The following is a 25,078-nucleotide window of genomic DNA, read 5'->3' as shown; positions in this document are numbered from 1 at the left end:
CCATGTCCGTGTCAGACATCAGGCAGAAGGCCTGGTCCGCCGCCCTGATCGTGCTGTTCTTCGTCGCCTGGGAATTGTTCTGCCTGATGACGGGGATGTCGGACCTCGTGTTGCCGCGGCCGTCGCAAATCTTCGTCACGCTGTTCGAGAAATTCCCGATCCTGTGGCCGCACATCGTGCAGACCCTGGTCACCACCATGATCGGCTTCGTGCTCGGCGTGGCGCTCGGCGTCGCGCTCGGTGCCGTGATCGGGGTGTCAAAAACCGCCTACGACACCTGTTATCCGCTGCTGGTCGGCTTCTCGTCGATCCCGAAGGTCGCCGTGGTGCCGATCTTCGTGCTGTGGTTCGGCTCCGGCACCGTGCCGGCGGTGTTGACCTCGCTGTCGATCTGCTTCTTCCCGATCGTCGTCAACATCGCCACCGGCCTTGCCACCACCGAGCCCGAGCTTGAGGACGTGCTGAAGGCGCTCGGCGCCAGCAAGTTCGACATCCTCTGGAACGTCGGCCTGCCGAGGACGATGCCGTTCTTCTTCGCCTCGCTGAAGGTCGCGGTCTCCTACGCCTTCGTCGGCGCGGTGCTGTCGGAAACCGTCGCCTCAAACCGCGGCATCGGCAACGTCATGATGACCGCGTCCTCCAATTTCAACGTGCCTCTGGTGTTCGCCGGGCTGTTCGTGCTCGCCGGTCTCGGCGTCGCGCTCTACGTCCTGTTCTCGCTGATCGAAGGCCAGGTCACCGGCTGGGCGACACGCAAGGACAATGTCATCGCCACTTGAGACACTTCGTCGACCGTCAAGCAATGAAGCTTAAGGAGATCTCGATGCTGAGAAAAGTAAGCGCCGCGCTGTTGGGATTGGCCCTGGTCGCCGGTCCCGCGCGCGCCGAGGACACCACCATCAAGTTCACGCTGGGCTGGAAGACGCAAGGCTCGGACGCCGCGTTCTTCTACGCCAAGGACAACGGCTACTTCAAGGAAGAGGGCCTCAACGTCGTGATCGACCAGGGCGAAGGCTCCGGCGCGACCGTGACGCGCATCATGTCGGGCGCCTATGACGCCGGCTTCGGCGACGTCAATGCGATCATCCAGAACGCCGCGACCAAGCCGCAGGATGCGCCGGTCATGGTCTACATGATGTGGAACCAGCCGCCATTCGCGATCGTCGCCAAGAACTCGAGCGGCATCAAGACGATCAAGGATTTCGAGGGCCACACGCTCGGCGGCGCGCAGGGGACGCCGACCACGCGGCTGTTGCCGGTGTTCGTGCACAAGAACGGGCTCGATGGCGAGAAGATCAAGGTCTCCAACATGGCGCCGAACCTGCAGGAGCCGATGCTGATCAAGGGCGACATCGACGCCGCGCTGGTGTTCAACATCACGAGCTATTTCAACCTGGTGCTGAACCGCCAGGACCCCGACAAGGACTTCAAATGGTTCTCGTTCGGCGATTACGGGCTCGACCTCTATTCCAACGGCGTGATGGTCTCGCGCAAGCTGATCGCCTCGAACCCGAAGGCGGTGGCCGGTCTGGTGCGCGCCATCAACAAGGGCGCGATCGCGGTCGCCAAGGACCAGAACGCGGCCATGAAGGCGGCGCTGAACTATGACAATCTGATCAATGTCGATGTCGAGAAACGCCGGCTGCAATATTCCTTCGAGAAGCTGATCGTCTCGCCGGAGATGAAGGACATCGGCATCGGCGACGTCAAGGACGACCGCATGGCGCGCGCCATCGGCTTCATCGTCGAAGGCTACCAGCTCACCCGCACGCCGGCCCCGGCCGAAGTGTTTTCGCGGGAATTCCTGCCGCCGCGCGCGGAGCGGGAGCTGGTGTATACGGCGAATTGACGCTGTTCGTCATTGCGAGGAGCGAAGCAGCGAAGTAATCCATCTTTCCGCATGCGGGGGCATGGATTGCTTCGCGGAGCCTGTCATCGGGCGGCGCTTCGCGCCGACCGGGTGGCTCGCAATGACGGCGGAGGGACCGATGGACGTCACGGCAACCCGTCTGTTCTGCGGTTCTGACCACGACATCGGCAACGACGTCGTGCTCCGTCACGACGGCGGCGTCATCACCGATATTTCCGAAGCGGCGCGCCCGGCGACAGGCCCGCGTTCCCTCATCCTTCCCGCCTTCGTCAACGCCCACGACCACGCCCGCCCGCGCGCCTCGAGCTTCGGCGCGGTCGGCATGCCGCAGGAGAGCTGGATCCTGCGCACGGTGGTCGGCACGCCGGTCGATCCCTATCTCACCGCGGCCTCGGCGTTTGCCCGCGCGGCGCAGGCCGGCTGCGCGGCGATGATGGTGCACTACACCCGCCCGAGCGGTACCATGCCGCTCGTCGATGAAGCCAGGGCGATCGCGCGCGCCGCCGGCGATGTCGGCATCCGCATCGCCTTTGCCATCGCGGTGCGCGACCAGAACCCGATCGTCTATGGCGACAGCGAAGCGGTGCTGTCAGGTCTTCCGGCCGATGACCGCAAGACGATCGAACAGCTGTTCGTGCGCGCCCCGATGTCGCCGCAGGCCTATATCGAGCTGACCGACGCGATCGCGGCTGCGATCGGCGGGCCGAAGGTTGATGTGCAGCTTGGGCCGGCCGGGGTGCAGTGGTGCTCGAAGCCGCTGCTGGAGGCGGTCGCGGAGAACGCGGCGCGGACCGGCCGCCGCATCCACATGCATCTGCTCGAGACCACCTACCAGCGCACCTGGGCCGACCAGCATTTTCCCGGCGGCATCGTGCGCTATCTCCGCGATATCGGCTTCCTCTCGGAGCGGCTGACGCTCGCGCATTGCATCCACGCGCGGCCCGACGAGCTCGAGATGATCGCGGCGTCGGGTGCGCGCATCGTCACCAATTTCTCCTCCAACCTGCACCTGCGCTCCGGGTTGGCGCCAATCGCGGCGGCGCACGGCTGCGGCTGTGCAATCGCGGTCGGCGTCGATGGCATCGCGCTCGATGAGGATGACGACGTGCTGCGCGAGATGCGGCTGGTGCAGATGATGCACGGTGGTCTCGGCTTCAAGCGTACATGGACTGCTCAGGAATTCTTCACGCTCGCGATCCGCAACGGCCGCCGCGCCACCGGCGCGCCGGGCACCGGCGAGCTCGCGGTCGGTGCGCCGGCCGATTTCGTCAGCATCGATCTCGACCGCCTCGAGCGTGATCAGATTCTCGATGCCGATCCGCTCGATCTGCTGTTCGCACGCGGCAATGCGTCGCTGATCTCTGAGCTTGTGGTCGATGGTCGCAGCGTCGCCAAGGCCGGCCGGTGCCTCGGTGTTGATCTCCCCGCCATCGAGCAGGAACTGCGCGGCATCACCCGCGCGAGCGCGGCCACATACGCGCATGTCTTGCGCGCATGGCCGCGATTGTCGAACTCAGTGCAACACTGGTTCGAAGCGCAGCTCACCTGCAATTAGCTGCACAATCTTCGCTTCGCGCTGAGCAGCAACTTCGGTCATACGCTCGCTAATTCCGTCAAACGGAAGAAAATTCCACTTGCATCACACAGTCGGCGCGGCTTCAAGTTCACCCAACAAGAAGACTGAATCAGTCGCTGTCACCGGCTGGTCATGTGTCGCGAGGAAGCCTGATGGGCGCGTTATCGCATCTGCGGATTGTCGAGATCGGAAGTGCTGCGGCGACGAGCTATTGCGCGCGGCTGTTTGCCGATTTCGGCGCCGATGTGCAGAAGGTCGAGCCGCCGCACGGCGATCCGCTTCGCCGCACCGCGCCGCTGACGCCCAAAGGCCGGAGCGCGTGGTTTGCGTTCCTCAACTTCAACAAGTCGAGTGTCGTCCTCGACACGCGCGATGCGGGTGCGGTATCGCGCTTGCGGGAGCTGATTGCCGGCTGCGACATCCTGCTCGACGGGCGCGGCATCGCTGCGGCGGATTGTCCCGAGATCGATCTCGACGCGATCAGGCGGGACCATCCCGGCCTGATCCATCTCGACCTCGCCTGGTTCGGCGATCGCGGTCCCTACGCCAATTTCGCGGCGACGGACTCCACGATCCGCGCGCTGACCGGACTGGTGAAGCTGGTCGGTCCGGAGCAGGGGCCGCCGATGCATGCGCCGGATTTCCAGACCGGCATTCTGGGCGGGCTGTGGGGCTTCATCGCGGCCGCTTCGTCGGTGCTCGGCCGCATGCACGATGGGCGCGGGCGCGAAAACCATCTCAGCCTGTTCGAGGCCTCTATCGCGGTCACCGAATACATCATGTTCGAGGCATTCCAGCGCGGCGACATCATGCGGCGGATCGGCGTCAACCGGTTCTGGCCGACCTTTCCAGTCGGCATCTACGAGACCAAGCAGGGCTGGCTCGGCGTCACCACGGTGACCCCGGCGCAATGGCGCGCGTTCTGCGAGATGCTCGGGCTCAACGAGCTGCGCGACGATCCTACGCTGGTCATGGGTGTCGACCGGCTGCGCCATGTGGCCGAGATCGAAGGTAGGATATTGCCGAAGCTGAAGCAGCGCACCGCGCAGGAGTGGTTCGCCGAAGGGCTCAAGCGCAAGATTCCGATCGTGCCGGTGCCGGAGGTCGCGGATCTCATCGCCGACGAGGAGAAGCGCGCCCGCGGTGCCATCGTCCCGATCACCATCGGCGACGAGACCGGCTTTTCCGCCGGCACGATGCAGCGGCTGACCGCAACGCCGCCGCTGCGCGGCGGCCGGGTGCCTGATCTCGGCGAGCAGCAGGCGAGGCGCGAGGCTGCGCCGCGCGTGCCGGCGCCCAAGCCCGCTGCAACCGATCGCTTGCCGCTCGAGGGCATCCGCGTCGTCGACTTTTCGATGGGCTGGGCCGGGCCGATCTGCACCCGCACGCTCGCCGATCTCGGCGCCGACGTCATCAAGATCGAGGCGACCCAGTATCCGGACTGGTGGCGCGGCGTCGACCGCCGTCCGGCCTATGTGCTGGAGCAGATGTACGAGAAGTCGGTGCGCTACTGCATCATGAACCGCAACAAGCGCGGCATCACGCTCGATCTGACCCGGTCGAAGGGGCTTGAATTGGCCAAGCGCCTGCTCGCCGATGCCGACCTCGTGGTCGACAATTATTCGGTCGAGGTGCTGCCCAAGCTCGGCCTCGGCTACGACGTGCTCAGCAAGATCAATCCCAAGCTGGTGATGATGTCGATGTCGGCGTTCGGTGCCGGCAGCGTGCATCGCGACTGCCGCGCTTACGGCTCGACGCTGGAGCAGGGCTCCGGCCTGCCCAGCGTGGTCGGCGATCCCGATGGTCCGCCGGTCATGAGCCATACCGCGTTCGGCGACGCCGTCGGCGGGCTCAACGGCGCCGCCGCGGTGCTGACCGCGCTGATCCACGCCAAACTGACGGGACAGGGGCAGTTCATCGATCTCGCCCAGATCGAATGCATGATGCCGTTCGCCGCGCCCTGGATCGTGGCGCATTCGACCAGTTGCGAGCCGCCGACCAAATACGGCAACCGCCATCCCGATTTCGTGCCGCATGGCTGCTTTCGCTGCGCCGGAGAAGACAACTGGATCGTCGTCGCGGTGTCCGACGATGCGATGTGGCCAAAGCTCACCCGGCTGCTCGGCCGCGAGGATTGGACAGCGGACGCGGCACTCAAGACGGCCACGGGCCGCCGCGCTATCGAGGGCGAGATCGAGGCTGCGATCACGGCCTGGACCGCGGCGCGCGATGCCGATGCGGCGATGACCGCGCTGCAATCTGCCGGCGTTGCCTCCGGCGTGGCGCGGCTGCCGATCGATCTCCTGGAGGATCCGCAGCTCCACGCGCGCGGCTTCATCCAGCATGTCGACCGCGCGTTCATCGGACGACATCCGCAGCCATCGATGCCGTTTCGCGAGAGCGATGCGCCGTTCGCGATCCGCTCGGTGCCGCCGACGCTCGGCGAGCACAACCGCGAGATCCTCGGCGGCATGCTCGGGCTTTCCGACGCCGAGCTCGATGAACTCGCCCGCGATGGCATCATCGGCACCGAGATGCTGATGGAGGAGCAACTGGTGAAAGAAAAGAAGCGGGCGGCGGGCTGATGGACGCAGGCCAGCCGGCACAGCGCAGGGCGGAGGGTGCGCGCGACGGCGCGCCGCCGCTATTGTCCGTGCGCGGGCTCGGCATCCGCTTCAAGACCGGGCAGGGCGTCTGGCAGGCGACGCGCCGCGTCGACTTCGACATCGCGCCCGGCGAGCGCGTCGGCATCGTCGGCGAGAGCGGCTGCGGCAAGACCATCACCGGCCTGTCGATCCTGCGGCTGTTGCCAGGCAATTTTGCCGGCCTCGACGGCAAGATCCTGTTCGACGGCGTCGATCTCGCTTCCTGCAGCGCGCGGCAGATGCGCGCGATCCGGGGCAAGCGGATCGCGATGATCTTCCAGGAGCCGATGAGCGCGCTCGACCCGGTCTTCACCGTCGGCCACCAGATCGCCGAGACGCTGCGCGTCAATACCGACGTTTCCCATGAGGAGGCGCGCGCCAAAACGCTGGAGATGCTCCGCCGCGTCGGCATCGCCTCGCCCGAGCGGCGGATCGACGACTATCCGCACCAGCTGTCCGGCGGCATGCGCCAGCGCGTGATGATCGCGGCGAGTTTGATCTGCGGGCCGCAGCTTCTGATCGCGGACGAGCCGACCACCGCGCTCGACGTCACCGTGCAGGCGCAGATCCTCGAGCTGCTGCGCGACATCAGCGAGACCTCGAAGACCGCGCTGATGCTGATCACCCACGATCTCGGCGTCGTCGCCGAGACCTGCACGCGGATGATCACGATGTATGCCGGCGAGGTGATCGAGGACGCCACGGTCGACGAGGCGCTGGTGCGGCCGCTGCATCCCTACACGTCCGGACTGTTGCGCTCGCTGCCGCATTTGAGCCCGCGCCACGGCCGGCTGCCGTCGATCCCGGGCCGGGTGCCGTCGATCGCGGAGATGCCGAATGGCTGCCGCTTCCGGGCCCGCTGCGCGTATGCGGTGAAGGGTTGCGAGGCCGAGCAGAAGCTGCAGGACGCCGGCGGCGGCAGAAGAGTGCGCTGCTGGCGCTTTGCCGAGCTCAATCTGCCGGGCGCGCTGCATCCGCCCGGCGCATCGGCCGCTGCGAAGGTCGCGACGCAATGACCACAGCCGATGCCGAGCCGCGCCGCGACGCCATCGTTTCGGTGCGCGACCTTCAGGTCCGCTTCCAGACCTCGGACCGCCGCGCCACCGTGAAGGCGGTCGACGGCGTCAATTTCGACGTCCGCCGCGGCGAGACCTTCGGCATCATCGGGGAGTCCGGTTCGGGCAAGACCACGATCGGCCGCGCGCTGGTGTTCCTGCTCAATCCCAGCGCCGGCGCCATCCTGCATGACGGCATCGATCCAACGGCGCTGCCACGCCGGGAGTTTCAAAACCATCGCCGCGACTACCAGATCATCTTCCAGGACCCGAACGCCGCGCTCAATCCGCGCATGACCATTCTGGCCTCGGTGCTGGAGCCGCTGGAGCTCGCGCGTGTCGGCAGCCGTGCCGAGCGCGAGCGGCAGGCGCGGGAGGCGCTGGAGCGCGTCGGCCTGCCGCAGGAGTTCGGTGCGCGCTACCCGCATCAGCTGTCCGGCGGCCAGAAGCAGCGCGTCGTGATCGCCCGCGCGCTGACGCTCAAACCCAAACTGATCGTCTGCGACGAGGTGGTGGCCGCGCTCGACATGTCGATCCGCGGCGACGTGCTCAATCTGTTTGCCGATCTGCAGCGCGACCTCGGGCTGACCTACGTCTTCATCACCCATGATCTCGCCGTGGTCTCGCATATCAGCGAGCGCGTCGCGGTGATGTATCTCGGCCAGTTCGTCGAGCTCGGGCCGACCGAGGAGGTCGCCGAGCGCCCGCTGCATCCCTACACGATCGCGCTGCTGTCAGCCGAGCCGCGGCCGCTGCCATCCACGATGCGGCAGGAGAGCCGCATCGTCCTGCAGGGCGAGGTGCCGAGCCCGATCCATCCGCCCTCGGGCTGCCGCTTCCGTACCCGCTGCCCGCACGCGCAGCCGCTCTGCACCGACCGCGTGCCGGAGTGGCGCGAGCTGAAGCCCGATCACTGGGTGGCCTGCCATTTCGCCGACCGCCTGAATTTTTCGCCGAACTCACAACCGGAGACGACGCCATGACAATGACGACACGACGCGAGGCCATGGCGCTGATCTCGGGCGCATTGGCCAGCACCACGCTCAGCGGCCGTGCGTTTGCGGAAGGCGCGCCGAAGAAGGGCGGCACCTTGCGCATCTCGGCGCCGGCCAATCCGTCGAGCCTCGATCCGGCGACCGGCGGCGCCGGCTCCGACCACGCCTTCCTGTTCACGATGTACGATACGTTGACCGAATGGGAATTCGACACGCTGAAGCCGAAGCCCGGCCTTGCCGAAAGCTGGAAGTTCACCGACCCCACCACGCTGGTGCTCAACATCCGCGCCGGCGTCACCTTCCATGACGGCACGCCGCTCGATGCGGAAGCGGTCAAGTTCAATCTCGAGCGCAACCGCAGCGATGCGAAGTCGAACATCAAGGCCGACCTGCTCTCCGTCGCCGCGGTCGAGGTCACCGGCCCGCAGCAGGTGACGTTGAAGCTGAAGACACCCGATACCGCGCTGCCCGGGATTCTCTCCGACCGCGCGGGCATGATGGTGTCGCCGACGGCGCTGAAGGCGGCCGAGGGCGGCGTCGTGACGCGCAAGCCGGTCGGCGCCGGCGCCTATTCGTTCGTCAGCTGGGCCGACGGCGAGAAGATCGTGGTCAAGCGCAACGAGAAATACTGGAAGCCGGAGCGGCCGCTTCCTGACGCCATCGAGATCTCGATCATTCCCGAGCTCACCACCGGCGCCCGCTCGGTCACCGCCGGGCAGAACGATCTGATCTACCAGCTGCCGCCGCGGCAGAAGGTGATCATCGAGCGCGCCTCGAGCGTCAAGGTGGTGCATGGCCCGACGCTGTACGTGCTTCAGATCTTCCTCAACTGGGCCAAGCCGCCGTTCGACAATCTCAAGGTCCGTCAGGCGCTCAACTTCGCGATCGATCGCGAGTCCTTCGTCAAGGCCGCGCTCGCAGGTCTTGCGGAGCCCGCCTACATGAACCTGCCGAAGGCGCATTGGGCATACGACGCGGAGGTCGCAAAACTCTATCCTTATGATCCCGACCGAGCGCGCAAGCTGCTCGCCGAGGCCGGCTTCAAGGAGGGTACCCAGATCGAGCTCGGCGGCTATCCGGACCAGGATTCGGTGCAGCGTCAGGAGATCCTGATCGAGCAATTGCGCAAGGCCGGCATCGGCGTGCGCTTCGTCAACGCCCCGATCGCGGAAGCTTCCGCGGCCTTCTTCGGTCCGGAGAAGAAGGGGGCAGGGCTGCTCTCGGCCTGGACCGGCCGGCCCGACCCGAGCCTGACCTATTCGCTGATGTTCACCAAGGACGCCTATTACAATGGCGGCCGCGCGCCGGTGCCGGCCGAGCTCGAGGCCGCGATCAAGGAATCGCGCGCCTCGGAGGACATCGACACCAGGCGCAAGGCGTTTTCCACCGTGCAGCGGCTGGTGATGGAGAACGCCTTTGTCGCGCCGCTGGCGTTCCAGTTCGAGCTGGTCGCCATGAACAAGAAGGTGCAGGGCTATCGGCCGAACCTGCTTGGCAAGCCGAAATACGACGACGTCTGGCTCGGGAGTTAGGCGATGGCGCGGCGGTCACCGGTCAAGGTCGTCGGCAGCCGCCTCGTGCAGGCGCTGCCCGTGATCCTGCTCGCGACCTTCATGGTGTTCGCGCTGCTCAAGCTGGTGCCCGGCGACATCGCCGTGACGCTGGCGGGCGACAACGCGACCGACGCGCGGATCACCGAGATCAGGAAGATCTACGGCCTCGACCGCCCGTTCCTGGTGCAATACGGCGCCTGGCTCGGCAATGTCGCGCAAGGCGATCTCTCGCAATCGCTATTGACCGGCGAGAAGGTCGCGGACTCGATCGGGCGCGCGTTTCCGAACACGCTGCTGATCGTCGTGATCGCGCTGGCGCTGGCGCTGGTCACCGGCATCCCGATGGGCGTGATGGCCGCGATCAAGCCGAACGGCTGGATCGACAAGCTGATCAGCATGCTGGCGTCGCTCGGCGTCGCGGTGCCCGGCTTCTGGCTCGCGATGATCCTGGTGGCGGAATTCTCGCTGAAGCTGAACTGGCTGCCGGCGACCGGCGCAAAATCCTTCAGCGCCTCGCCGGTCGATGCGATCAGGCATGCGCTGCTGCCTGGCATCGCGATCGCGGCCTACGGTATGGCCGAGGTCGCGCGCCAGCTGCGCGGGGCGCTGCTGGAGGTGCTGTCGTCGCAATATGTCCGCACGCTGCATGCCAAGGGGCTGTCGATGTCCCGCATCCTCTGGCAGCACGGCCTGAAGAATGTCGGCGTCAATCTGCTCACCATCATCAGCCTTTTGGTCAACCGCATGCTGGCGGCGACCGTGGTGATCGAGGCGGTGTTCGCCATTCCCGGCCTGGGCAGCCTGATCGTGCGCGGCGCGATCCAGCGCGATTTCCCGATCGTGCAAGGCGTCGTCTTCACCATGGTGGTGGTTGTGATCGCGGTGAACCTGATCACCGATTTGCTCTGCGCCGCGGTCGATCCGAGGATCGAGCAATGACCGAGGTGGCGCTTGCACCCCTGAAGGCACCGGCGCGGCCGACGCGACTGCGGCGCTTTGCGCGCTGGCTCGCCGGCGACCTCCGCGCCGCGCTGTCGATCCTGGTGCTCGTGGTGCTCGTCGTCGTCGCAATCGGCGCGCCCTGGATCGCGCCCTATGCGCCGACCGCGCAGGACGTCAACAACATGCTGGCGCCGCCGGGGCCGGCCCATCTGCTCGGCACCGACGACCTCGGCCGCGACATCTTCTCGCGTTTGATCTACGGCGCGCCGGCCACCGTCTACGCCAGCCTGCTTGCGGTCGGCGTTGCGGTCCTGATCGGGCTGCCGGTCGGCCTCATCGCCGGCTATTTCGGCGGCTGGATCGACGACATCATCAGCCGCATCATCGACACCTTCCTGTCGTTCCCCGCCATCGTGCTGGCGATCGCGGTCACCGGCGCGCTCGGCATCGGGCTGACCAACGGCATGATCGCGGTCGGCATCACGATGTTTCCGGCGCTGGCGCGCATCGTCCGCGCCCGCACGCTGATCGTGCGGCAGGAGCTCTATGTCGATGCCTCCAGAGGCTTCGGCGCGCCGACATGGCATGTGCTGTGGCGGCACGTGCTGCCGAACACGCTGCAGCCGGTCATCGTGCAAGTGACGCTCTTGCTCGCCGCTGCCCTCTTGGCCGAAGCCAGCCTGTCGTTCCTCGGCCTCGGCATCCAGCCGCCGGACCCGAGCTGGGGCGCCATGCTGGCGCGCGCCTATCAATACATGGAAATCGCCCCGGAGCAGATGTATGCGCCGGGCCTTGCCATTCTAATCGTCTCCCTGGCGTTCAATGCGCTCGGGGAATCCTTGCGTGTCGTGCTCGATCCGACCATGAAGGATCGCTAGTGCAAATGTGTACGGGATGCCGCGCGCTCATCACCTCGCCCCGCTTGCAGGGAGAGGTCGAAGCCGAAGCGAAGCGTAGGCTTCGGGTGAGGGGGAGTCTCCGCAGGCGAGCTCGCGGAGATTCCCCCTCACCCGAAATTCGCGCTGCGCGCAAATTTCGACCTCTCCCCGCAAGCGGGACGAGGTGAGCAAACTTACGGAACCGATCATGTCCTTCAAGAAATTGCTGATTGCCAACCGCGGTGAGATCGCGATCCGGATTGCCCGTGCCGCTGCCGACAGCGGCCTCGCCACGGTCGCGATCTATCCCGCCGATGATGCCGCCTCTCTGCATGTCCGCGCCGCCGACGAGGCGCGCGAGATTCCCGGCCGCGGCGCGCGGGCCTATCTCGACATCGAGGCGGTGGTTGCGGCGGCCAAGGCCGCGGGCTGCGACGCGTTGCATCCAGGCTACGGCTTCCTCAGCGAGAACACCCAATTGGCGCGGCGCTGTGCCGAGGACAAGATCACCTTCGTCGGCCCGTCGCCAGAGGCGCTCGATCTGTTCGGCGACAAGGCCAAGGCAAAGGCGCTAGCGAAAAAATGCGGCGTCCCGATCATTGCCGGCACATCAGGCGCGACCAGTCTCGACGAGGCAAAGGCGTTCTTCGCCGCGCTCGGCGCCGGCGCCGCCGTGATGATCAAGGCGATCGCCGGCGGCGGTGGGCGCGGCATGCGGGTGGTCGAGGATGCCGCCAAGCTCGACGAGGCCTATGCGCGCTGCCAGTCGGAGGCCAAAGCGGCGTTCGGCAGCGATGCCGTTTATGTCGAACGGCTGATCCGCAAGGCCCGCCATATCGAGGTGCAGATCATCGGCGACCGTTACGGCGCCATCAGCCATCTCTGGGAGCGCGAATGCACCATCCAGCGCCGCAACCAGAAGCTCATCGAGGTGGCGCCGAGCCCGTCGCTGAGCGAGGGAATGCGCGCGCGCATCATCGAGGCGGCGAAGCAGCTTGCCACGGCTGCGCGCTACGACAACCTCGGCACCTTCGAATTCCTGGTCGATGACGAAGCCGGCGAAGGTGAGGGTGCCTTCGCCTTCATCGAGGCCAATCCGCGACTGCAGGTCGAGCACACCGTCACCGAGGAGGTGCTCGGCGTCGACCTCGTGCGCGCGCAGCTCGCGGTCGCCGCCGGCGCCACGCTCGCTTCGCTTGGGCTGGCGCAGGCCACCGTGCCGCTGCCGCGCGGCTATGCGATGCAGCTTCGCGTCAACATGGAGGTGATGGACGAGAAGGGCATCACAAAGCCAACCGGCGGCACGCTCAGTGTGTTCGACCTGCCGTCCGGCCCCGGCGTTCGCGTCGATACGTTCGGCTATTCCGGTTACCGGACCTCTGCCGCGTTCGACTCGCTGCTGGCAAAAGTCATCGTGCATTCGCCGAGCCCAAAGTGGACCGACGTGGTGCACAAGGCATCGCGCGCCTTGCGCGAATTTCGGATCGGCGGCGTCGCCACCAACATCCCGTTCCTCGGCGCCATCCTGGCGCACCAGAGCTTTGGCCGGAACAAGATCAGCACCAATTTCATCGACACCCATGTTGCGGCGCTGGTCGGCGCGGCGCAGGATCTCGCCGCACCATTGATCGAGGTGAGCGAGGCGGCTGCGACCAAGGCCGTTGCTGTCGAAGCCGCCCCCGAGGGATCGCTCCCGGTGCCCGCGCCGCTGCAGGGCACGATCGTGGCGATCGAGGTCGCGGAGGGCGATCTGGTTCGGCCCGGCCAGCAGATCGCGGTGCTGGAATCGATGAAGATGGAGCATCTCGTCACCGCACCACATGGCGGCCGGGTGACCAGGATCGCGGGCGGCATCGGTGTCACCCTGATGCATGGCGAGCCGATCCTGTTCCTCGAGCCTGCCGAGGTCGACGGCCATCACGCGGCGGAAGAGGCCGCGATCGATCTCGATCACATCCGGCCTGACCTCGCCGAGCTGATCGCGCGTAAGGCGATCACACTGGACGAGAACCGCCCGGCCTCGGTCGAGCGCCGCCGCAAGACCAACCAGCGCACCGCGCGCGAGAACATCGCGCAGCTGGTCGATGAGGGCTCGTTCGTCGAATACGGGTCGCTCGCGATCGCGGCGCAGCGCCGCCGCCGCAAGGTCGAGGATCTCATCAAGAACACGCCGGCCGACGGCCTGATATCAGGCGTCGCCACCGTCAACGCCAAGGATTTCGGCGCCGACGGCGCGCGCTGCATGGTGATCTCGTACGACTACACCGTGCTCGCCGGCACCCAGGGCCATATGAACCACAAGAAGATCGACCGCATGCTCGGCCTCGCCGAGCAGTGGCGCATGCCGCTGGTGTTCTATGCCGAGGGCGGCGGCGGGCGTCCCGGCGATACCGACCGGCTTGGCATGACCGGCCTCGACGGCCCGTCCTTCGTGCAGTTCGCAAAACTCTCCGGACTGGTGCCCGTGGTCGGCGTGGTCTCCGGCTATTGCTTCGCCGGCAATGCCGCGATGCTCGGCGTCTGCGATGTCATCATCGCCACTCGGAATGCGTCGATCGGCATGGGCGGTCCGGCGATGATCGAGGGCGGCGGGCTCGGCGTCTACCATCCGGCCGAGGTCGGCCCGGTCTCCTTCCAGTCGCCGAACGGCGTGATCGACATCCTGGTCGAGGACGAGGCCGAGGCGACCACGGTGGCACAGAAATATCTGTCCTACTTCCAGGGCGCGGTGCAGGACTGGAAGGCGCCGGACCAGCGGCTGCTGCGCCGTGCGATCCCGGAAAATCGCCTGCGGGTCTACGACATCCGCAACGTGATCGACCTGATCGCCGACGAAGGCTCGGTGCTGGAGATCCGGCGCGATTTCGGCGTCGGCATGATCACCGCCTTCATCCGCATCGAGGGCAAGCCGTTCGGCCTGATCGCCAACAATCCAAAGCATCTCGGCGGGGCGATCGACGCACCTGCCGGCGACAAGGCCGCGCGCTTCATGCAGCTGTGCGACGCCTTCGACATCCCGATCGTCTCGCTCTGCGACACGCCGGGCTTCATGGTCGGCCCCGAGGCCGAGAAGACCGCGATCGTGCGCCATGTCGCGCGGATGTTCGTCACCGGCGCCAGCATCACGGTGCCGCTGTTCGGCGTCGTGCTGCGCAAGGGCTATGGCTTAGGGGCGCAATCGATGATCGGCGGCGGCTTCCACGCCTCGTTCTTCACGGTGGCGTGGCCGACCGGCGAGTTCGGCGGCATGGGTCTCGAAGGCTATGTCCGCCTCGGCTTCCGCAAGGAGATGGAGGCGATCGAGGACCCGGTCGAGCGCGAGAAGTATTTCCAGACCAAGGTCGCCGAGCTCTACGCCAACGGCAAGGCGGTCTCGATCGCCTCGGTGCTCGAAATCGACGAGGTGATCGATCCCGCCGACACAAGGCACTGGATCATGGCCGGCCTGCGCTCGGTGCCGAAGCCGGAGCCGCGCACGCATCGCAAGCGGCCGTGCATTGACGCGTGGTAGGGTGGCGTAGGGCGAGTTAGATCGTGCATCAAACTCGGTGTCGTCCCGGCGAAGGCCGGGACCCATAACCACCGATGGTCATTGTTGCACGGTGCTGGGGCCATAGCCTCCTTCAACAACCCAACCCTGTGGTTATGGGTCCCGGCTTTCGCCGGACGACGGCGGCGGGTGGGCGGGCGTCTCGCGTCATTGAGAGAGTTACCCCAACCGCAACTCCGCATACCCCTTCGCCGCCACCTCGTCGCATCGCGCGCGATATGCCGGGGCGCTGCCGCTGTAGCGGGCGACGATCCGGGTTTGCTTGCCCTCGACGTTGCGGTTGATGCCGGTCATCCAGGAATCGACCTCGTTTGAGAGCAGGCCGACGCCGAGCGCCTTGACATGCTCGGTCCAGTCGGCGGTGCCTTCGGGCGTGGCGTCGAGGAAGGTCAGGCCTCTCTCCTGCGCAAAGCGGATCAGCCCGGTGACCCAATCCACGCTGTATTCGATGCTGCGCGGGATGTTGCCGAGCGCGGTGTGCGGGCCCATCAGCATCATCATGTTGGGGAAGCCGTCGACCATCAGCCCGAGATAGGTTTCCGGGCCGTGCGTCCATTTCTCCTTCAGCCGCGCACCGTGCGCGCCGCGGAAATCGATCTTGTCGAAGCTGCCGGTGATGGCATCGAAGCCGGTGGCGTAGATGATGATGTCGAAGGCGTAGTCCTTGTCGGTCGTCCGGATGCCCTCGGGCGTGATCCGCTCGATCGGCGTCTCCTTGATATCGACCAGCTCGACATTGTCGCGATTGTAGACCTCGTAATAGAAGGTCTCGAGCGGCAGCCGCCGCGTGCCGAAGCCGTGGTTCTTCGGGATCAGCATCTCGGCGACCGCCTGGTTCTTCACGCGCTCGCGGATCTTGCGCGCGACGAAATTGCTGATCGTCGCATTCGCCGCGCGGTCGATCAGGATATCCTTGAAATTGCCTTGCCAGATGCCAAAGCCGCGCTCGCCATAGAGCTTCTCGTAGAACGCCTCGCGCTCCGCCTCGCTCACCTCGAACGCGCCGCGCGGATCGGGCGTATGCACGAAGCAGGCGAAGGTCTCCTTGCAGCGCGCGAAGATCTCGGGATAGCCGGCCTTGATCCTGGCTTGCGTCTCGGCGTCGATCTTGCCGTTGTGCAGCGGCGCCGCCCAGTTGGCGGTGCGCTGGAACACGGTGAGATGCCCGACCTCGCCGGCGATGGTCTGGATGGTCTGGATGCCGGTCGCGCCGGTGCCGATCACGGCGACGCGCTTGCCGGTGAAATCCACCTTCTCCTTCGGCCAGCGCGCGGTGTGGAACGATTGGCCCCTGAAATCGTCGCGGCCCTCGATGCGCGGCAGGGTCGGCGTCGACAACGGGCCGATCGCGGTGATCAGGAAGCGGCAGGAGTGCTGCGCGCCGCTTTCGAGTGTGACCTGCCAGCTTCGCGTGTCGTCCTGGTAGATCGCGGACGTGACGCGGCTCTCGAACTGGATGTCGCGGCGCAGGTCGAACTTGTCGGCGACATAGTTGCAGTAGCGCAAGGTCTCGGGCTGGCCGGCGAAATGCTCCGACCATTCCCATTCCTCGAGCAGCTCCTTCGAGAACGAGTAGCCATAGGAATAGCTCTCGGAATCGAAACGTGCGCCGGGATAGCGGTTCCAGTACCAGGTGCCGCCGACGCCGGTGCCGGCCTCGAACACGCGCGCGCTGAGCCCAAGCTCGCGCAGCCGGTGGAGCTGGTACATGCCGGACAAGCCTGCGCCGACGATGATGACGTCGTAGTCCAGCGCAGCCGTCTGGGCGGTGTTGTCCTGGCGCAATTCGGCCACCTGTCGTTGCTCCCCGATGGATTGATTGCCCGCAAGGCTAGCCGGTCTTCCTGCTGCCGACAAACATCGCGGAGCGGGGCAGCTATCGGGATTTGCCGGGTGCGTCGGCCCGCGCGCATTCCGCGCGGCGGACTGTCCGCCCCGCGGCTTTACTCGGCTGCGGGATTCCCTCTATCGTCGGCCCGACACGACGATCGCCCGCCAAGCGGCGACGGAACCTAACGGGAGTGAAGCGATGGGAGAGGCGCTGCGCAGGCCGACGTCCATAGACGTCAGCAATCCCCGGCTTTATCAGGACGACACCTGGCGGCCGCTGTTCGCGCAGCTCCGCCGCGACGATCCCATGCATTATTGCGAGGCGTCGGCCTACGGCCCCTACTGGTCGGTGACGCGCTACGACGACATCTTCGCGGTCGAGCTGGATCACCAGAACTATTCGTCGGCCTCCGAGCTTGGCGGTATCCAGGTCACGGACCAGCCGAAGGGGCAGGAGCGGCCGAGCTTCATCCGCATGGATCCGCCCGGCCACACCGCGCAGCGCCGCACGGTGGCGCCGATCGTGGCGCCGTCGAACCTCGCCAATTTCGACGCCCTGATCCGCAAGCGCACCTCAGCCGTACTCGATGCGCTGCCGCGCAACGAGACCTTCGACTGGGCCGAGCGGGTCTCGGTCGACCTCACCAACATGATGCTGGCGACGCTGTTCGATTTCCCCCCTGAAGACCGCGCCAAGCTGACCTGGTGGTCGGATGTTGCGATCGCCAACGTCGAATCCCCCGACGCGGTGGTGCGTTCGGAGGCTGAACGCACCGCCGAACTGGTCAAGATGGGAGAATATTTCCGCAAGCTGTGGGACGCGCGGGCCGATGCGCCGCCGACCTTCGATTTGATCTCGATGCTGGCGCATTCGGACGCGACGCGGAATCTGGAGCCGCGCGAGTTCATCGGCACGATCGGGCTGTTGATCGTCGGCGGCAACGACACCACGCGCAATTCGATGTCGGCCGGGCTGATGGCGCTGTGCGAGAACCCGGAGCAGTTCGAGCTGGTCCGCGCGAGGCCGGAGCTGATCCCGAACCTGGTGTCCGAGACCATCCGCTACCACACGCCGGTGCTGCACATGCGCCGCACCGCACGCAACGACGTCGAGCTTGCCGGCCGCCGGATCAAGAAGGGCGACAAGGTCGTGATGTGGTACATCTCCGGCAACCGCGACGAGGACAAGATCGAGCGTGCCGATGAATTCATCATCGACCGCGCCAAGCCGCGCCAGCATCTCGCCTTCGGCGCCGGCGTCCACCGCTGCGTCGGCGATCGCCTCGCCGAGCAGCAGCTGCGCATCCTCTGGGAGGAGGTCCTGGCGCGCGATCTGCGTTTTGAGCTGATGGGTCCGCCGCAAAGGCTCTATTCCAATTTCATCCGCGGTATACGAAGCTTGCCGGTGAGAATCGTCAATTGAAGTTGTGGGGTTGTCATTCCGGGGCGATGCAGAGCATCGAACCCGGAATCTCGAGATTCCGGGTCTGGTCCTTCGGACCATCCCGGAATGACGGGGTCATAAAGATCAAGGAACAAGAATGAAGAACGATCCCGTTGACGTCCTGATCATCGGCGCCGGCGCCTCCGGCGCCGCGGTGGCCTGGAGCCTCGCCGATACCAAGATGCATATCCTCTGCCTCGATCAGGGCGGCTGGATGAATCCGGCCGAATATCCGAGCACCGGGCGCGACTGGGAGGCGAAGTTCTACGGCGAGTGGTCGTCGAGCCCGAATGTCCGCAAGCGGCCCGAGGACTATCCGATCAACGACGACAATTCGCCGATCAAGGTCGTCAACTTCAACGCCGTCGGCGGCTCGACGGTGATGTACACCGCGCACTGGCCGCGGCTGCATCCGTCCGACTTCAAGGTGAAGACGCTGGACGGCGTCGCCGATGACTGGCCGATCGACTACGACGCGCTCACCCCGTTCTTCGAGGAGAACGATCGGATGATGGGCGTCTCGGGCCTGTCGGGCGATCCGCTGTCGCCGCTGAGCCACCCGCCGATGCCGCAGCAGCCGCTCGGGCTATCCGGCCCGCTGATCGGCAAGGCCATGAACAAGCTCGGCTGGCACTGGTGGCCGTCGGACACGACCGTGGCGACGATGGATTACGAGGGCAGGGCGCGCTGCATCAATCTCGGCCACTGCACGCCGGCCTGCGCGCAGGGTGCCAAGGCCTCGACCGACATCACCTACTGGCCGCACGCGGTCCGCGCCGGGGTCGAGCTCAAGACCCATTGCCGGGTACGCGAGATCCTGACCAACGAGCACGGCATGGCCTCCGGCGTCGTCTATTACGACAAGGACGGCGTCGAGCAGTTTCAGCCGGCCGAAGTCGTCATCATCGCCTGCAACGGTGTCGGCACGCCGCGGCTGCTGCTCAATTCGGTGTCAGGCAAATTCCCGAATGGCCTCGCCAACTCGTCGGGCCTGGTCGGCAAGAACCTGATGTTCCACCCCTACGCGCAGATCTACGGCTTCGTGAAGGAGCCGACCGACAGCAACCGCGCGCCGCCGACCTGCCTGTGGAGCAAGGAGTTCTACGACACCGATCTGTCGCGCGGCTTCGTCCGCGGCTACGGCATCCAGTTCGGCCGCGGCGCCGGGCCGGTGTTCGAGGCGGTCGCGAGCGAGCAGAAGGGCATCCTGCCCTGGGGCAAGGATCATCACCGCGTGTTCCGCAAGCTCAACGGCCATCGTCTCGCGGTATCGGCGATCTGCGAGGATCTGCCGGAGGAGCACAACCGCGTCACGCTCGATCCCGTGTTGAAGGACAGCCACGGCATCCCGGCGCCGAAGATCGACTACACGATCAGCGCGAACAGCCGGAAGATGATGGATCACGGGCTGGCGCGCGGCCGGGAGATTCTCGAGGCCGCCGGCGCCACCGACATCTGCATCAACGATCCGATCCCGTGGGGCGGCTGGCATCTGCTCGGCACCGCGCGGATGGGCACCGATCCGGCGCGCTCCGTGGTCAACGAATGGGGCCGCTCGCACGACGTGAAGAACCTCTTCATCGTCGACGGCAGCATCTTCGTCACCTCGGGCGGCGTGAACCCGACCTCCACCATCCAGGCCCTTGCGCTCTACATCGCCGACCAGATGAAGCAGCGCCTCGCCAACCTGTTCGACTGAGACCGTCCATGTCCGATGCAAAACAACTGACCGCAGCCCAGCGCGCCGATCTGCGCACCGTCGCCGCGATGATCGTTCCCGAAAGTGACGAGTACAAGGTGCCGGGTGCGGACGATGCCGCGATCCAGGCCGACATGCTGGCGACGCTCGGCCGCGACACCGCGCTGGTCGCGCAGGCGCTGGATCATCTGGCTGATCTCGCGGGCAAGCCGCTCGCCGAGCTCGACGATGCCGGGCGCGATGCGGTGGCGCGGGAGTTTCGTAGCCGTGGCGGTGCTGCCGCGGCGACGCTCGTCCGCGTGGTGCTGCAATGCTACTACCGCGACGACCGCGTGCTGCGCTCGCTCGGCCTCGAGCTGCGCGCGCCGTTCCCGAAAGGCCATGTGCTGCCGGAGGGCGACTGGTCGCTGCTCGATCCGGTCAGGGCGCGCGGCGGCACGCTGCGGCGGGCGACCTAGCGTTGTGTCCGTGACTTGACAGTCCATTCCGTCATTCCGGGGCGCGACGAAGTCGCGAACCTCAGATGCGCAATCGCGCATCGGGGAATCCAGAGGTCGTGCATCGAGATTCCGGGTTCTCGCTTCGCGAGCCCCGGAATGACACTGAGTCAATCGCGCGTCAGAGACGCAGCCCTAGCCATCCGGGCAGGTGCAGGGCGTAACCACTTGCGGCGCGGGGAGCCGGTCACCATCTGAGGAGACCAAAGGACTCTCGCCATGCTGGATATTACCTCAGATACCGCCGGTGACACGCCGTCACCGCGAACGGCCGATGCTGCCCGGGATAACGACCGGGCTTTGCTGGATGCCTATTCGAATGCCGTGATCGACGTCACCGACCGCGTCGGCCCGGCCGTGGTCCGGGTCGAGACCGGGCCGAAGCTGCGCAACGCGCGCGAGCGCGGCGGGCTCGGCTCGGGCATCGTGATCTCGCCCGATGGCTTCGTGCTGACCAACAGCCATGTGGTCGGATCGTCGAAGGAGATCCGCCTGCGCGACACCGAGGGCTTCGTCACCGACGCCCATGTGCTCGGCGTCGATCCCGACACCGATCTCGCGCTGCTGCGGGCCGATGGCGCGCGCGATCTGCCTTACGCGTCGCTCGGCAACTCCAAGACGCTGCGGCGCGGCCAGCTCGTGGTCGCGATCGGCAATCCGCTCGGCTTCGAATCGACCGTCACCGCCGGCGTGGTGTCGGCGCTCGGACGTTCGATCCGCTCGGTGAGCGGGCGCACCATCGAGGACGTGATCCAGACCGATGCCGCGCTCAACCCCGGCAATTCCGGCGGGCCGCTGGTGTCGTCGAAGGGCGAGGTGATCGGCATCAACACCGCAATCATCAACGGCGCGCAGGGCATCTGCTTTGCGGTCGCCAGCAACACCGCGCAGTTCGTGCTGTCGGAGATCATCCGCCATGGCTATGTCCGCCGCGCCTATATCGGCGTCGCCGGCCAGACCGCGCCGGTGCCGCGGCGCCACGCGGTGCTGGCCGGTGTCGAGAACAAGATGGGCGCGCTCTTGATGCAGATCGAGCCGGACAGCCCGGCCGCGCGCGCCGCGCTGCTGCCGGGCGACGTCGTGATCAGGCTCGACGGCATCGAGATCAACGGCGTCGACGATCTGATCCGCGCGCTCGACCACAGCCGGATCGACCGGACCCTGTCGATGGACGTGCTCCGCCTCGGCCGCCTGCGCGCGATCGAGATCCATCCGATCGGGAGGAAGCCGGCGAAGCAGTGAGGCATTGCCATCCGCGCGCGAGCTGCACCGTCTCCCCCATGTCCGCCGTAGCCTTGGCGAAGGCGGATGTGGGGAGGGTGGCTTCGCGCAGCGAAGCGGGGTGAGGGGTCTGTCTCCGCGGATAGTAGACCTCATCGATCGCGTCAGCCTTAAGTACCCTTCCGAATAGTCGGCGGCTTCCAGGACTCGTTGAGGATGCCCTCCTTACCCCAATAGGCGCGGAGATAGAGCGAGAAATGTCCACCCGGCGCGGGCAGCCAATTTGCTTCTTTGTCTCCGCCTGGCGACTTCGCGCTCGCATATAGTGTGAGCGATCCGTCGGCGTTGCGTTTGAGGTTCTTGTTCTTGGTACCGAGCGAATAGCGCTTCAGGTCGTTCGGATGGAAGAGGTGCTTGTCGTTGTACAACGTTAGCGACCAGAAGCCGTTGACTGGCGGCTCTTCGCCCTTCGGGAACGTGATCTCGTAGCTGCCGCCGCCGTTGAGCTCTCCTCCAGAAGCGTCGCTGTCGGTGTAGAAATACTGCGTCTCTGTGGGCCTGTTGTCGAACATGTTCGATTTAGATGTTCCGGTCCGGTTGAAATAGTCGATCCCGAACTGCGCATTATTGGTCGAGCGATTCCAGCCGTTGCCGGCCGGCCGGCCGTTATGCTTCCACTGGAAGAAGGGCTTGATGACCTTCTCTTCCGTCTCGTTCGCGGTATCGATCAGCACTTTCTTGAGCGCCGGATCCTTGGCCGCGGAGTCGAGCAGCAGGCGGAACTGCCCATACATGGCCTCTTCACCGGGTAGCGGATCGACAATGTCGAGCGCCTGACCGAACTCATCGAAGAACTTTTCCGGCACCACCCATTTGGTTTCCTCACCATTCGACTTCGGCCCAGGGATATCCGGCACTTTGGCCCATTCGATCGTCTTCATCTTGCCGGTGAAGTCCTTCAGGGGATAAGCGACGATCTGGTTGACCACCGACTGGATCGCCTTCTTGTCCTCGGGTGTGTCATCCTGGAACACACGCGGAATCGCGTTGGCGAGTGATGTCGGGCAGCGGACGATCTCGGTAATGCCGGCCGGCTTGAGGCCCTTCCAGTTCGGACCGGCAAGCAGGTAAAACCCGGGTCTGGTATCGTATGGCTTGCCGACCTTGCCGAACTGATCGGTGCGTGCGTCATACAGCGCGTAGACCCAGAAACGGTCACCGAGATCTGGCACCTGGATCACGACCGGCTCCTCATCGAGCGAGAAAAAGCCGAGACCGTAGACCACGTCCTGATTGGGACAGGTGACGAAGGTTTGCGACGGCTCGATGTAATCGGCCAGCATCGCGATCTGGCCGCGCGGCGCAACGGGCAGCACGCCGTTGAGATGACCGGGATGCGGAGCCTGCGTGATCGCTGTGCGCCGGTTGATCATGTTCACGAGCGGCCAGCCCCAAACGTAGGCCATCTGCGCAATCGTCCTTGCGTAGTCGGGCTGCATGATGACGCCAGTCGCGGGCTCGGTGACATCCGGCCCCGCTGGCTCGGGCAGGCGTTGAGCCTGCGCGGGGGCGATTGAGCCAGCAACTGCAGCGCTTGTGACCGCAGCAGGAACGGCGGCGCCGCTCCCCAACACGGCCAATGATGCCGCTCCAATGCCGCCCTTGATCGCGTCGCGCCGACTGGCTCCGGATTGATTGATCGTGGTCTTCATTGCATTCTCCGTTTCAGTTTAAAGGCTGAGCTGGATCACGTTCGGATGCGGGTTCGCATCACTTCACCTTCACGACGTCGTCCGGCTTCCAGGTCTGGTCGAAGAACTCGACGCCCGTACCGTAAAGACGCACTGCGGCGAGGAAGTTTCGTCCGTTGACCGTCTGGACGAAGTTCGTATCGGCAGCTTCGGCAGGCTTCGTCGGGCCGAACCAGACATCAATGGACCCATCGCTATTGGTCGCAACCTTGCCAAGGCTGTTGATCGACGGCAGCAATTGCGGCGTCTCGACCATCGTCCCATCCGTGATGTTGTAGGCGGTGACGGCCCAGAACAGCTTTGCGGGCGGGTTCGGCGGCAGGTGGAGCTTGTAAGTATTCGAGCCGTTGAGGAAATCGCCGTTCGCATCGCGGATGGTGAACGGATACTTCGATCCGGCGTCGAGCGTCCGCATGACCATCGCGGACGCCGTCGAAAACGCGATCTGGAAGTAGCTCGCGCGCTGGTTCACATCGAGATAGCCGTCCTGGAGCCATTCGGCAGTGCCGGATGCCCACGTGTTCAGGTACTGGCGGTCCTTGTAATACTTGTCGCGCTCGTCCGGCCGACCGAGTTGCCGCATCGCCAGGATCATCTTCGGCGCGGTCTCGACCGCTTTCTGCAACAACGCCTGCTGTTTCTGACTTGGATTGAATGGCTGGCCCTTGACTATACCGATCGACGCCAGCACACCGCGCAGTTCGGGGTCGATGGCGGAAGCCGGCTCATGATCGATGAATGCCTTGAGCTTGCTCCAGAACTTGTTGTCGACCGGATACATCATATCGATCCGCTTGCCGCTCGCGTTCGGAAACTGCATCGGCTTGACGTCCTTCTCTGGAGTCCAGAGTGGATAGACCCGCGTCTGCTCGGCTGCGGCTACGGCCGCCTTCGGATCGGGCGCGCTCTCGCCCTTCTTCATGACGGTCCGGAAGAAGAGCAGGACATTGTAGGTACGCGACTTGAATGCGAAGTAGCCCTGCGGAATTTCCCCTTCGTAGTCCGGCGGGAGCAGCAGATAGAGCCCGCCGCGTGCGCGATCCGGTCCGATCAGGCCGACATCGGTGATCGTGCGCTGGAAGAAATCGGTAAACATGCCGATCACGTTCGCCGGGGCCGCCACGACGAGCGGACCGGTCTCCTTCAGATCCAGATAGCTCATGGAATAGATCACGTCGGCGTTGGGGGTCGGCACCCAAGTGCGCGCGTCCATCCGGTCCTTCCAGATCGGCAGGATGTTATAGCCCTTCCCAAACACGGCCTCCGATCCATCGCGCATGCCGATGGTGTTCAAGACGGGAAGCATCGTCATGTAGGAATGGACGGCGCGCTGATAGAACAACTCGTCCCGAAGGTCTTCGGCTTCCTTCTGCGGAAGCCAGTTTCCGTTGTTAAGCTGCTTGACCAAGGGAGGTGCGTCGGCCTGTTGCGCTTGAACCGATGGCATCGATCCGACGAGTCCAACGAACGTCGACAGGACGACAGGCGCGACTGCAAAACGTTTCAGCATCTCGTATCCTCCACAATCGCCGATTTCCGGCTTATCCGCACGGTGAGCGAGTTGATAGTGTC

General features: G+C 65.5%; 17 protein-coding genes. 14 read left to right on the top strand and 3 right to left on the bottom strand.

Translation table 11 applies throughout. The annotated features are described in order from the left end of the window. Positions 1–2: 2 nt before the first annotated feature. The 10 genes from J2R76_RS15725 (at position 3) to J2R76_RS15680 (ending at position 15,025) form a co-directional block, all read left to right on the top strand. On the top strand, positions 3–779 hold the full coding sequence (locus J2R76_RS15725) for an ABC transporter permease (protein ID WP_050425957.1): 777 nt from the start codon (positions 3–5) through the stop codon (positions 777–779). Positions 780–823: 44 nt separating this feature from the next. Continuing rightward, a complete protein-coding gene (locus J2R76_RS15720) occupies positions 824–1,849 on the top strand; it encodes an ABC transporter substrate-binding protein (protein ID WP_076824351.1) in 1,026 nt (341 codons plus the stop codon). Positions 1,850–1,988: 139 nt separating this feature from the next. After that, entirely contained in the window at positions 1,989–3,425 is a 1,437-nt protein-coding gene (locus J2R76_RS15715) for an amidohydrolase family protein (RefSeq protein ID WP_253624141.1), read from the top strand. A gap of 173 nt (positions 3,426–3,598) precedes the next feature. Continuing rightward, entirely contained in the window at positions 3,599–6,031 is a 2,433-nt protein-coding gene (locus J2R76_RS15710) for a CaiB/BaiF CoA-transferase family protein (protein ID WP_253624140.1), read from the top strand. Then, positions 6,031–7,107 carry an ABC transporter ATP-binding protein gene (locus tag J2R76_RS15705; protein WP_253624139.1) on the top strand — a complete coding sequence of 359 codons (1,077 nt, stop codon included), beginning with the start codon at positions 6,031–6,033 and terminating at the stop codon, positions 7,105–7,107. The genes J2R76_RS15710 and J2R76_RS15705 overlap by 1 nt, the downstream gene beginning before the upstream one ends. Beyond that, entirely contained in the window at positions 7,104–8,129 is a 1,026-nt protein-coding gene (locus J2R76_RS15700; protein ID WP_253624138.1) for an ABC transporter ATP-binding protein, read from the top strand. The genes J2R76_RS15705 and J2R76_RS15700 overlap by 4 nt, the downstream gene beginning before the upstream one ends. After that, positions 8,126–9,673: an ABC transporter substrate-binding protein gene (locus J2R76_RS15695; RefSeq protein WP_057015153.1), complete on the top strand. Its 1,548-nt coding sequence runs from the start codon at positions 8,126–8,128 to the stop codon at positions 9,671–9,673. Before J2R76_RS15700 ends, J2R76_RS15695 begins: the two co-directional genes overlap by 4 nt. A gap of 3 nt (positions 9,674–9,676) precedes the next feature. Further along, positions 9,677–10,633: an ABC transporter permease gene (locus tag J2R76_RS15690; protein ID WP_057015154.1), complete on the top strand. Its 957-nt coding sequence runs from the start codon at positions 9,677–9,679 to the stop codon at positions 10,631–10,633. Beyond that, complete coding sequence (locus J2R76_RS15685; RefSeq protein WP_253624137.1) at positions 10,630–11,514, top strand: ABC transporter permease; 885 nt, start codon at positions 10,630–10,632, stop codon at positions 11,512–11,514. The genes J2R76_RS15690 and J2R76_RS15685 overlap by 4 nt, the downstream gene beginning before the upstream one ends. A 208-nt stretch (positions 11,515–11,722) precedes the next feature. Beyond that, entirely contained in the window at positions 11,723–15,025 is a 3,303-nt protein-coding gene (locus tag J2R76_RS15680) for a carboxyl transferase domain-containing protein (RefSeq protein WP_253624136.1), read from the top strand. 198 nt (positions 15,026–15,223) lie between these two features. On the opposite strand, the gene J2R76_RS15675 is transcribed toward J2R76_RS15680, so the two are convergent. Further along, the gene (locus tag J2R76_RS15675; RefSeq protein WP_253624135.1) at positions 15,224–16,858 is read right to left on the bottom strand and encodes an NAD(P)/FAD-dependent oxidoreductase; all 1,635 of its coding nucleotides are present in this window, start codon (positions 16,856–16,858) and stop codon (positions 15,224–15,226) included. A gap of 235 nt (positions 16,859–17,093) precedes the next feature. Between J2R76_RS15675 and J2R76_RS15670 the strand changes: the two genes are divergently transcribed. The 4 genes from J2R76_RS15670 to J2R76_RS15655 all read left to right on the top strand — a co-directional run bounded on the left by J2R76_RS15670 (position 17,094) and on the right by J2R76_RS15655 (position 21,776). Beyond that, positions 17,094–18,317 carry a cytochrome P450 gene (locus J2R76_RS15670; RefSeq protein WP_253624134.1) on the top strand — a complete coding sequence of 408 codons (1,224 nt, stop codon included), beginning with the start codon at positions 17,094–17,096 and terminating at the stop codon, positions 18,315–18,317. Between the two features lie 118 nt (positions 18,318–18,435). Then, complete coding sequence (locus J2R76_RS15665) at positions 18,436–20,037, top strand: GMC family oxidoreductase (RefSeq protein WP_057017568.1); 1,602 nt, start codon at positions 18,436–18,438, stop codon at positions 20,035–20,037. Between the two features lie 8 nt (positions 20,038–20,045). Next, the gene (locus J2R76_RS15660; protein WP_057017567.1) at positions 20,046–20,495 is read left to right on the top strand and encodes a hypothetical protein; all 450 of its coding nucleotides are present in this window, start codon (positions 20,046–20,048) and stop codon (positions 20,493–20,495) included. A gap of 258 nt (positions 20,496–20,753) precedes the next feature. After that, positions 20,754–21,776 (top strand): S1C family serine protease, encoded by a 1,023-nt coding sequence (locus J2R76_RS15655; protein ID WP_253624133.1) that lies wholly within the window; start codon positions 20,754–20,756, stop codon positions 21,774–21,776. 149 nt (positions 21,777–21,925) lie between these two features. On the opposite strand, the gene J2R76_RS15650 is transcribed toward J2R76_RS15655, so the two are convergent. Further along, on the bottom strand, positions 21,926–23,467 hold the full coding sequence (locus J2R76_RS15650) for a DUF1254 domain-containing protein (RefSeq protein WP_253624132.1): 1,542 nt from the start codon (positions 23,465–23,467) through the stop codon (positions 21,926–21,928). A 58-nt stretch (positions 23,468–23,525) separates the two neighbouring features. Further along, positions 23,526–24,953 (bottom strand): DUF1254 domain-containing protein, encoded by a 1,428-nt coding sequence (locus tag J2R76_RS15645; protein WP_253626007.1) that lies wholly within the window; start codon positions 24,951–24,953, stop codon positions 23,526–23,528. Between the last annotated feature and the right edge of the window lie 125 nt (positions 24,954–25,078).

The sequence above is a fragment of the Bradyrhizobium sp. USDA 4532 genome, assembly GCF_024171315.1.
In the GTDB taxonomy this organism is placed as follows: Bacteria; Pseudomonadota; Alphaproteobacteria; order Rhizobiales; family Xanthobacteraceae; genus Bradyrhizobium; species Bradyrhizobium australafricanum.
Note: the sequence above shows the minus strand (reverse complement) of the source record. Positions and strands in the feature narration are given on the sequence as shown.

Coding starts and splice junctions, on each gene's coding strand:
- J2R76_RS15725 (WP_050425957.1), top strand. CDS start 3: ATGTCCGTGTCAGACATCAGGCAGAAGGCCTGGTCCGCCGCCCTGATC.
- J2R76_RS15720 (WP_076824351.1), top strand. CDS start 824: ATGCTGAGAAAAGTAAGCGCCGCGCTGTTGGGATTGGCCCTGGTCGCC.
- J2R76_RS15715 (WP_253624141.1), top strand. CDS start 1,989: ATGGACGTCACGGCAACCCGTCTGTTCTGCGGTTCTGACCACGACATC.
- J2R76_RS15710 (WP_253624140.1), top strand. CDS start 3,599: ATGGGCGCGTTATCGCATCTGCGGATTGTCGAGATCGGAAGTGCTGCG.
- J2R76_RS15705 (WP_253624139.1), top strand. CDS start 6,031: ATGGACGCAGGCCAGCCGGCACAGCGCAGGGCGGAGGGTGCGCGCGAC.
- J2R76_RS15700 (WP_253624138.1), top strand. CDS start 7,104: ATGACCACAGCCGATGCCGAGCCGCGCCGCGACGCCATCGTTTCGGTG.
- J2R76_RS15695 (WP_057015153.1), top strand. CDS start 8,126: ATGACAATGACGACACGACGCGAGGCCATGGCGCTGATCTCGGGCGCA.
- J2R76_RS15690 (WP_057015154.1), top strand. CDS start 9,677: ATGGCGCGGCGGTCACCGGTCAAGGTCGTCGGCAGCCGCCTCGTGCAG.
- J2R76_RS15685 (WP_253624137.1), top strand. CDS start 10,630: ATGACCGAGGTGGCGCTTGCACCCCTGAAGGCACCGGCGCGGCCGACG.
- J2R76_RS15680 (WP_253624136.1), top strand. CDS start 11,723: ATGTCCTTCAAGAAATTGCTGATTGCCAACCGCGGTGAGATCGCGATC.
- J2R76_RS15670 (WP_253624134.1), top strand. CDS start 17,094: ATGGGAGAGGCGCTGCGCAGGCCGACGTCCATAGACGTCAGCAATCCC.
- J2R76_RS15665 (WP_057017568.1), top strand. CDS start 18,436: ATGAAGAACGATCCCGTTGACGTCCTGATCATCGGCGCCGGCGCCTCC.
- J2R76_RS15660 (WP_057017567.1), top strand. CDS start 20,046: ATGTCCGATGCAAAACAACTGACCGCAGCCCAGCGCGCCGATCTGCGC.
- J2R76_RS15655 (WP_253624133.1), top strand. CDS start 20,754: ATGCTGGATATTACCTCAGATACCGCCGGTGACACGCCGTCACCGCGA.
- J2R76_RS15650 (WP_253624132.1), bottom strand. CDS start 23,467: ATGAAGACCACGATCAATCAATCCGGAGCCAGTCGGCGCGACGCGATC.
- J2R76_RS15645 (WP_253626007.1), bottom strand. CDS start 24,953: ATGCCATCGGTTCAAGCGCAACAGGCCGACGCACCTCCCTTGGTCAAG.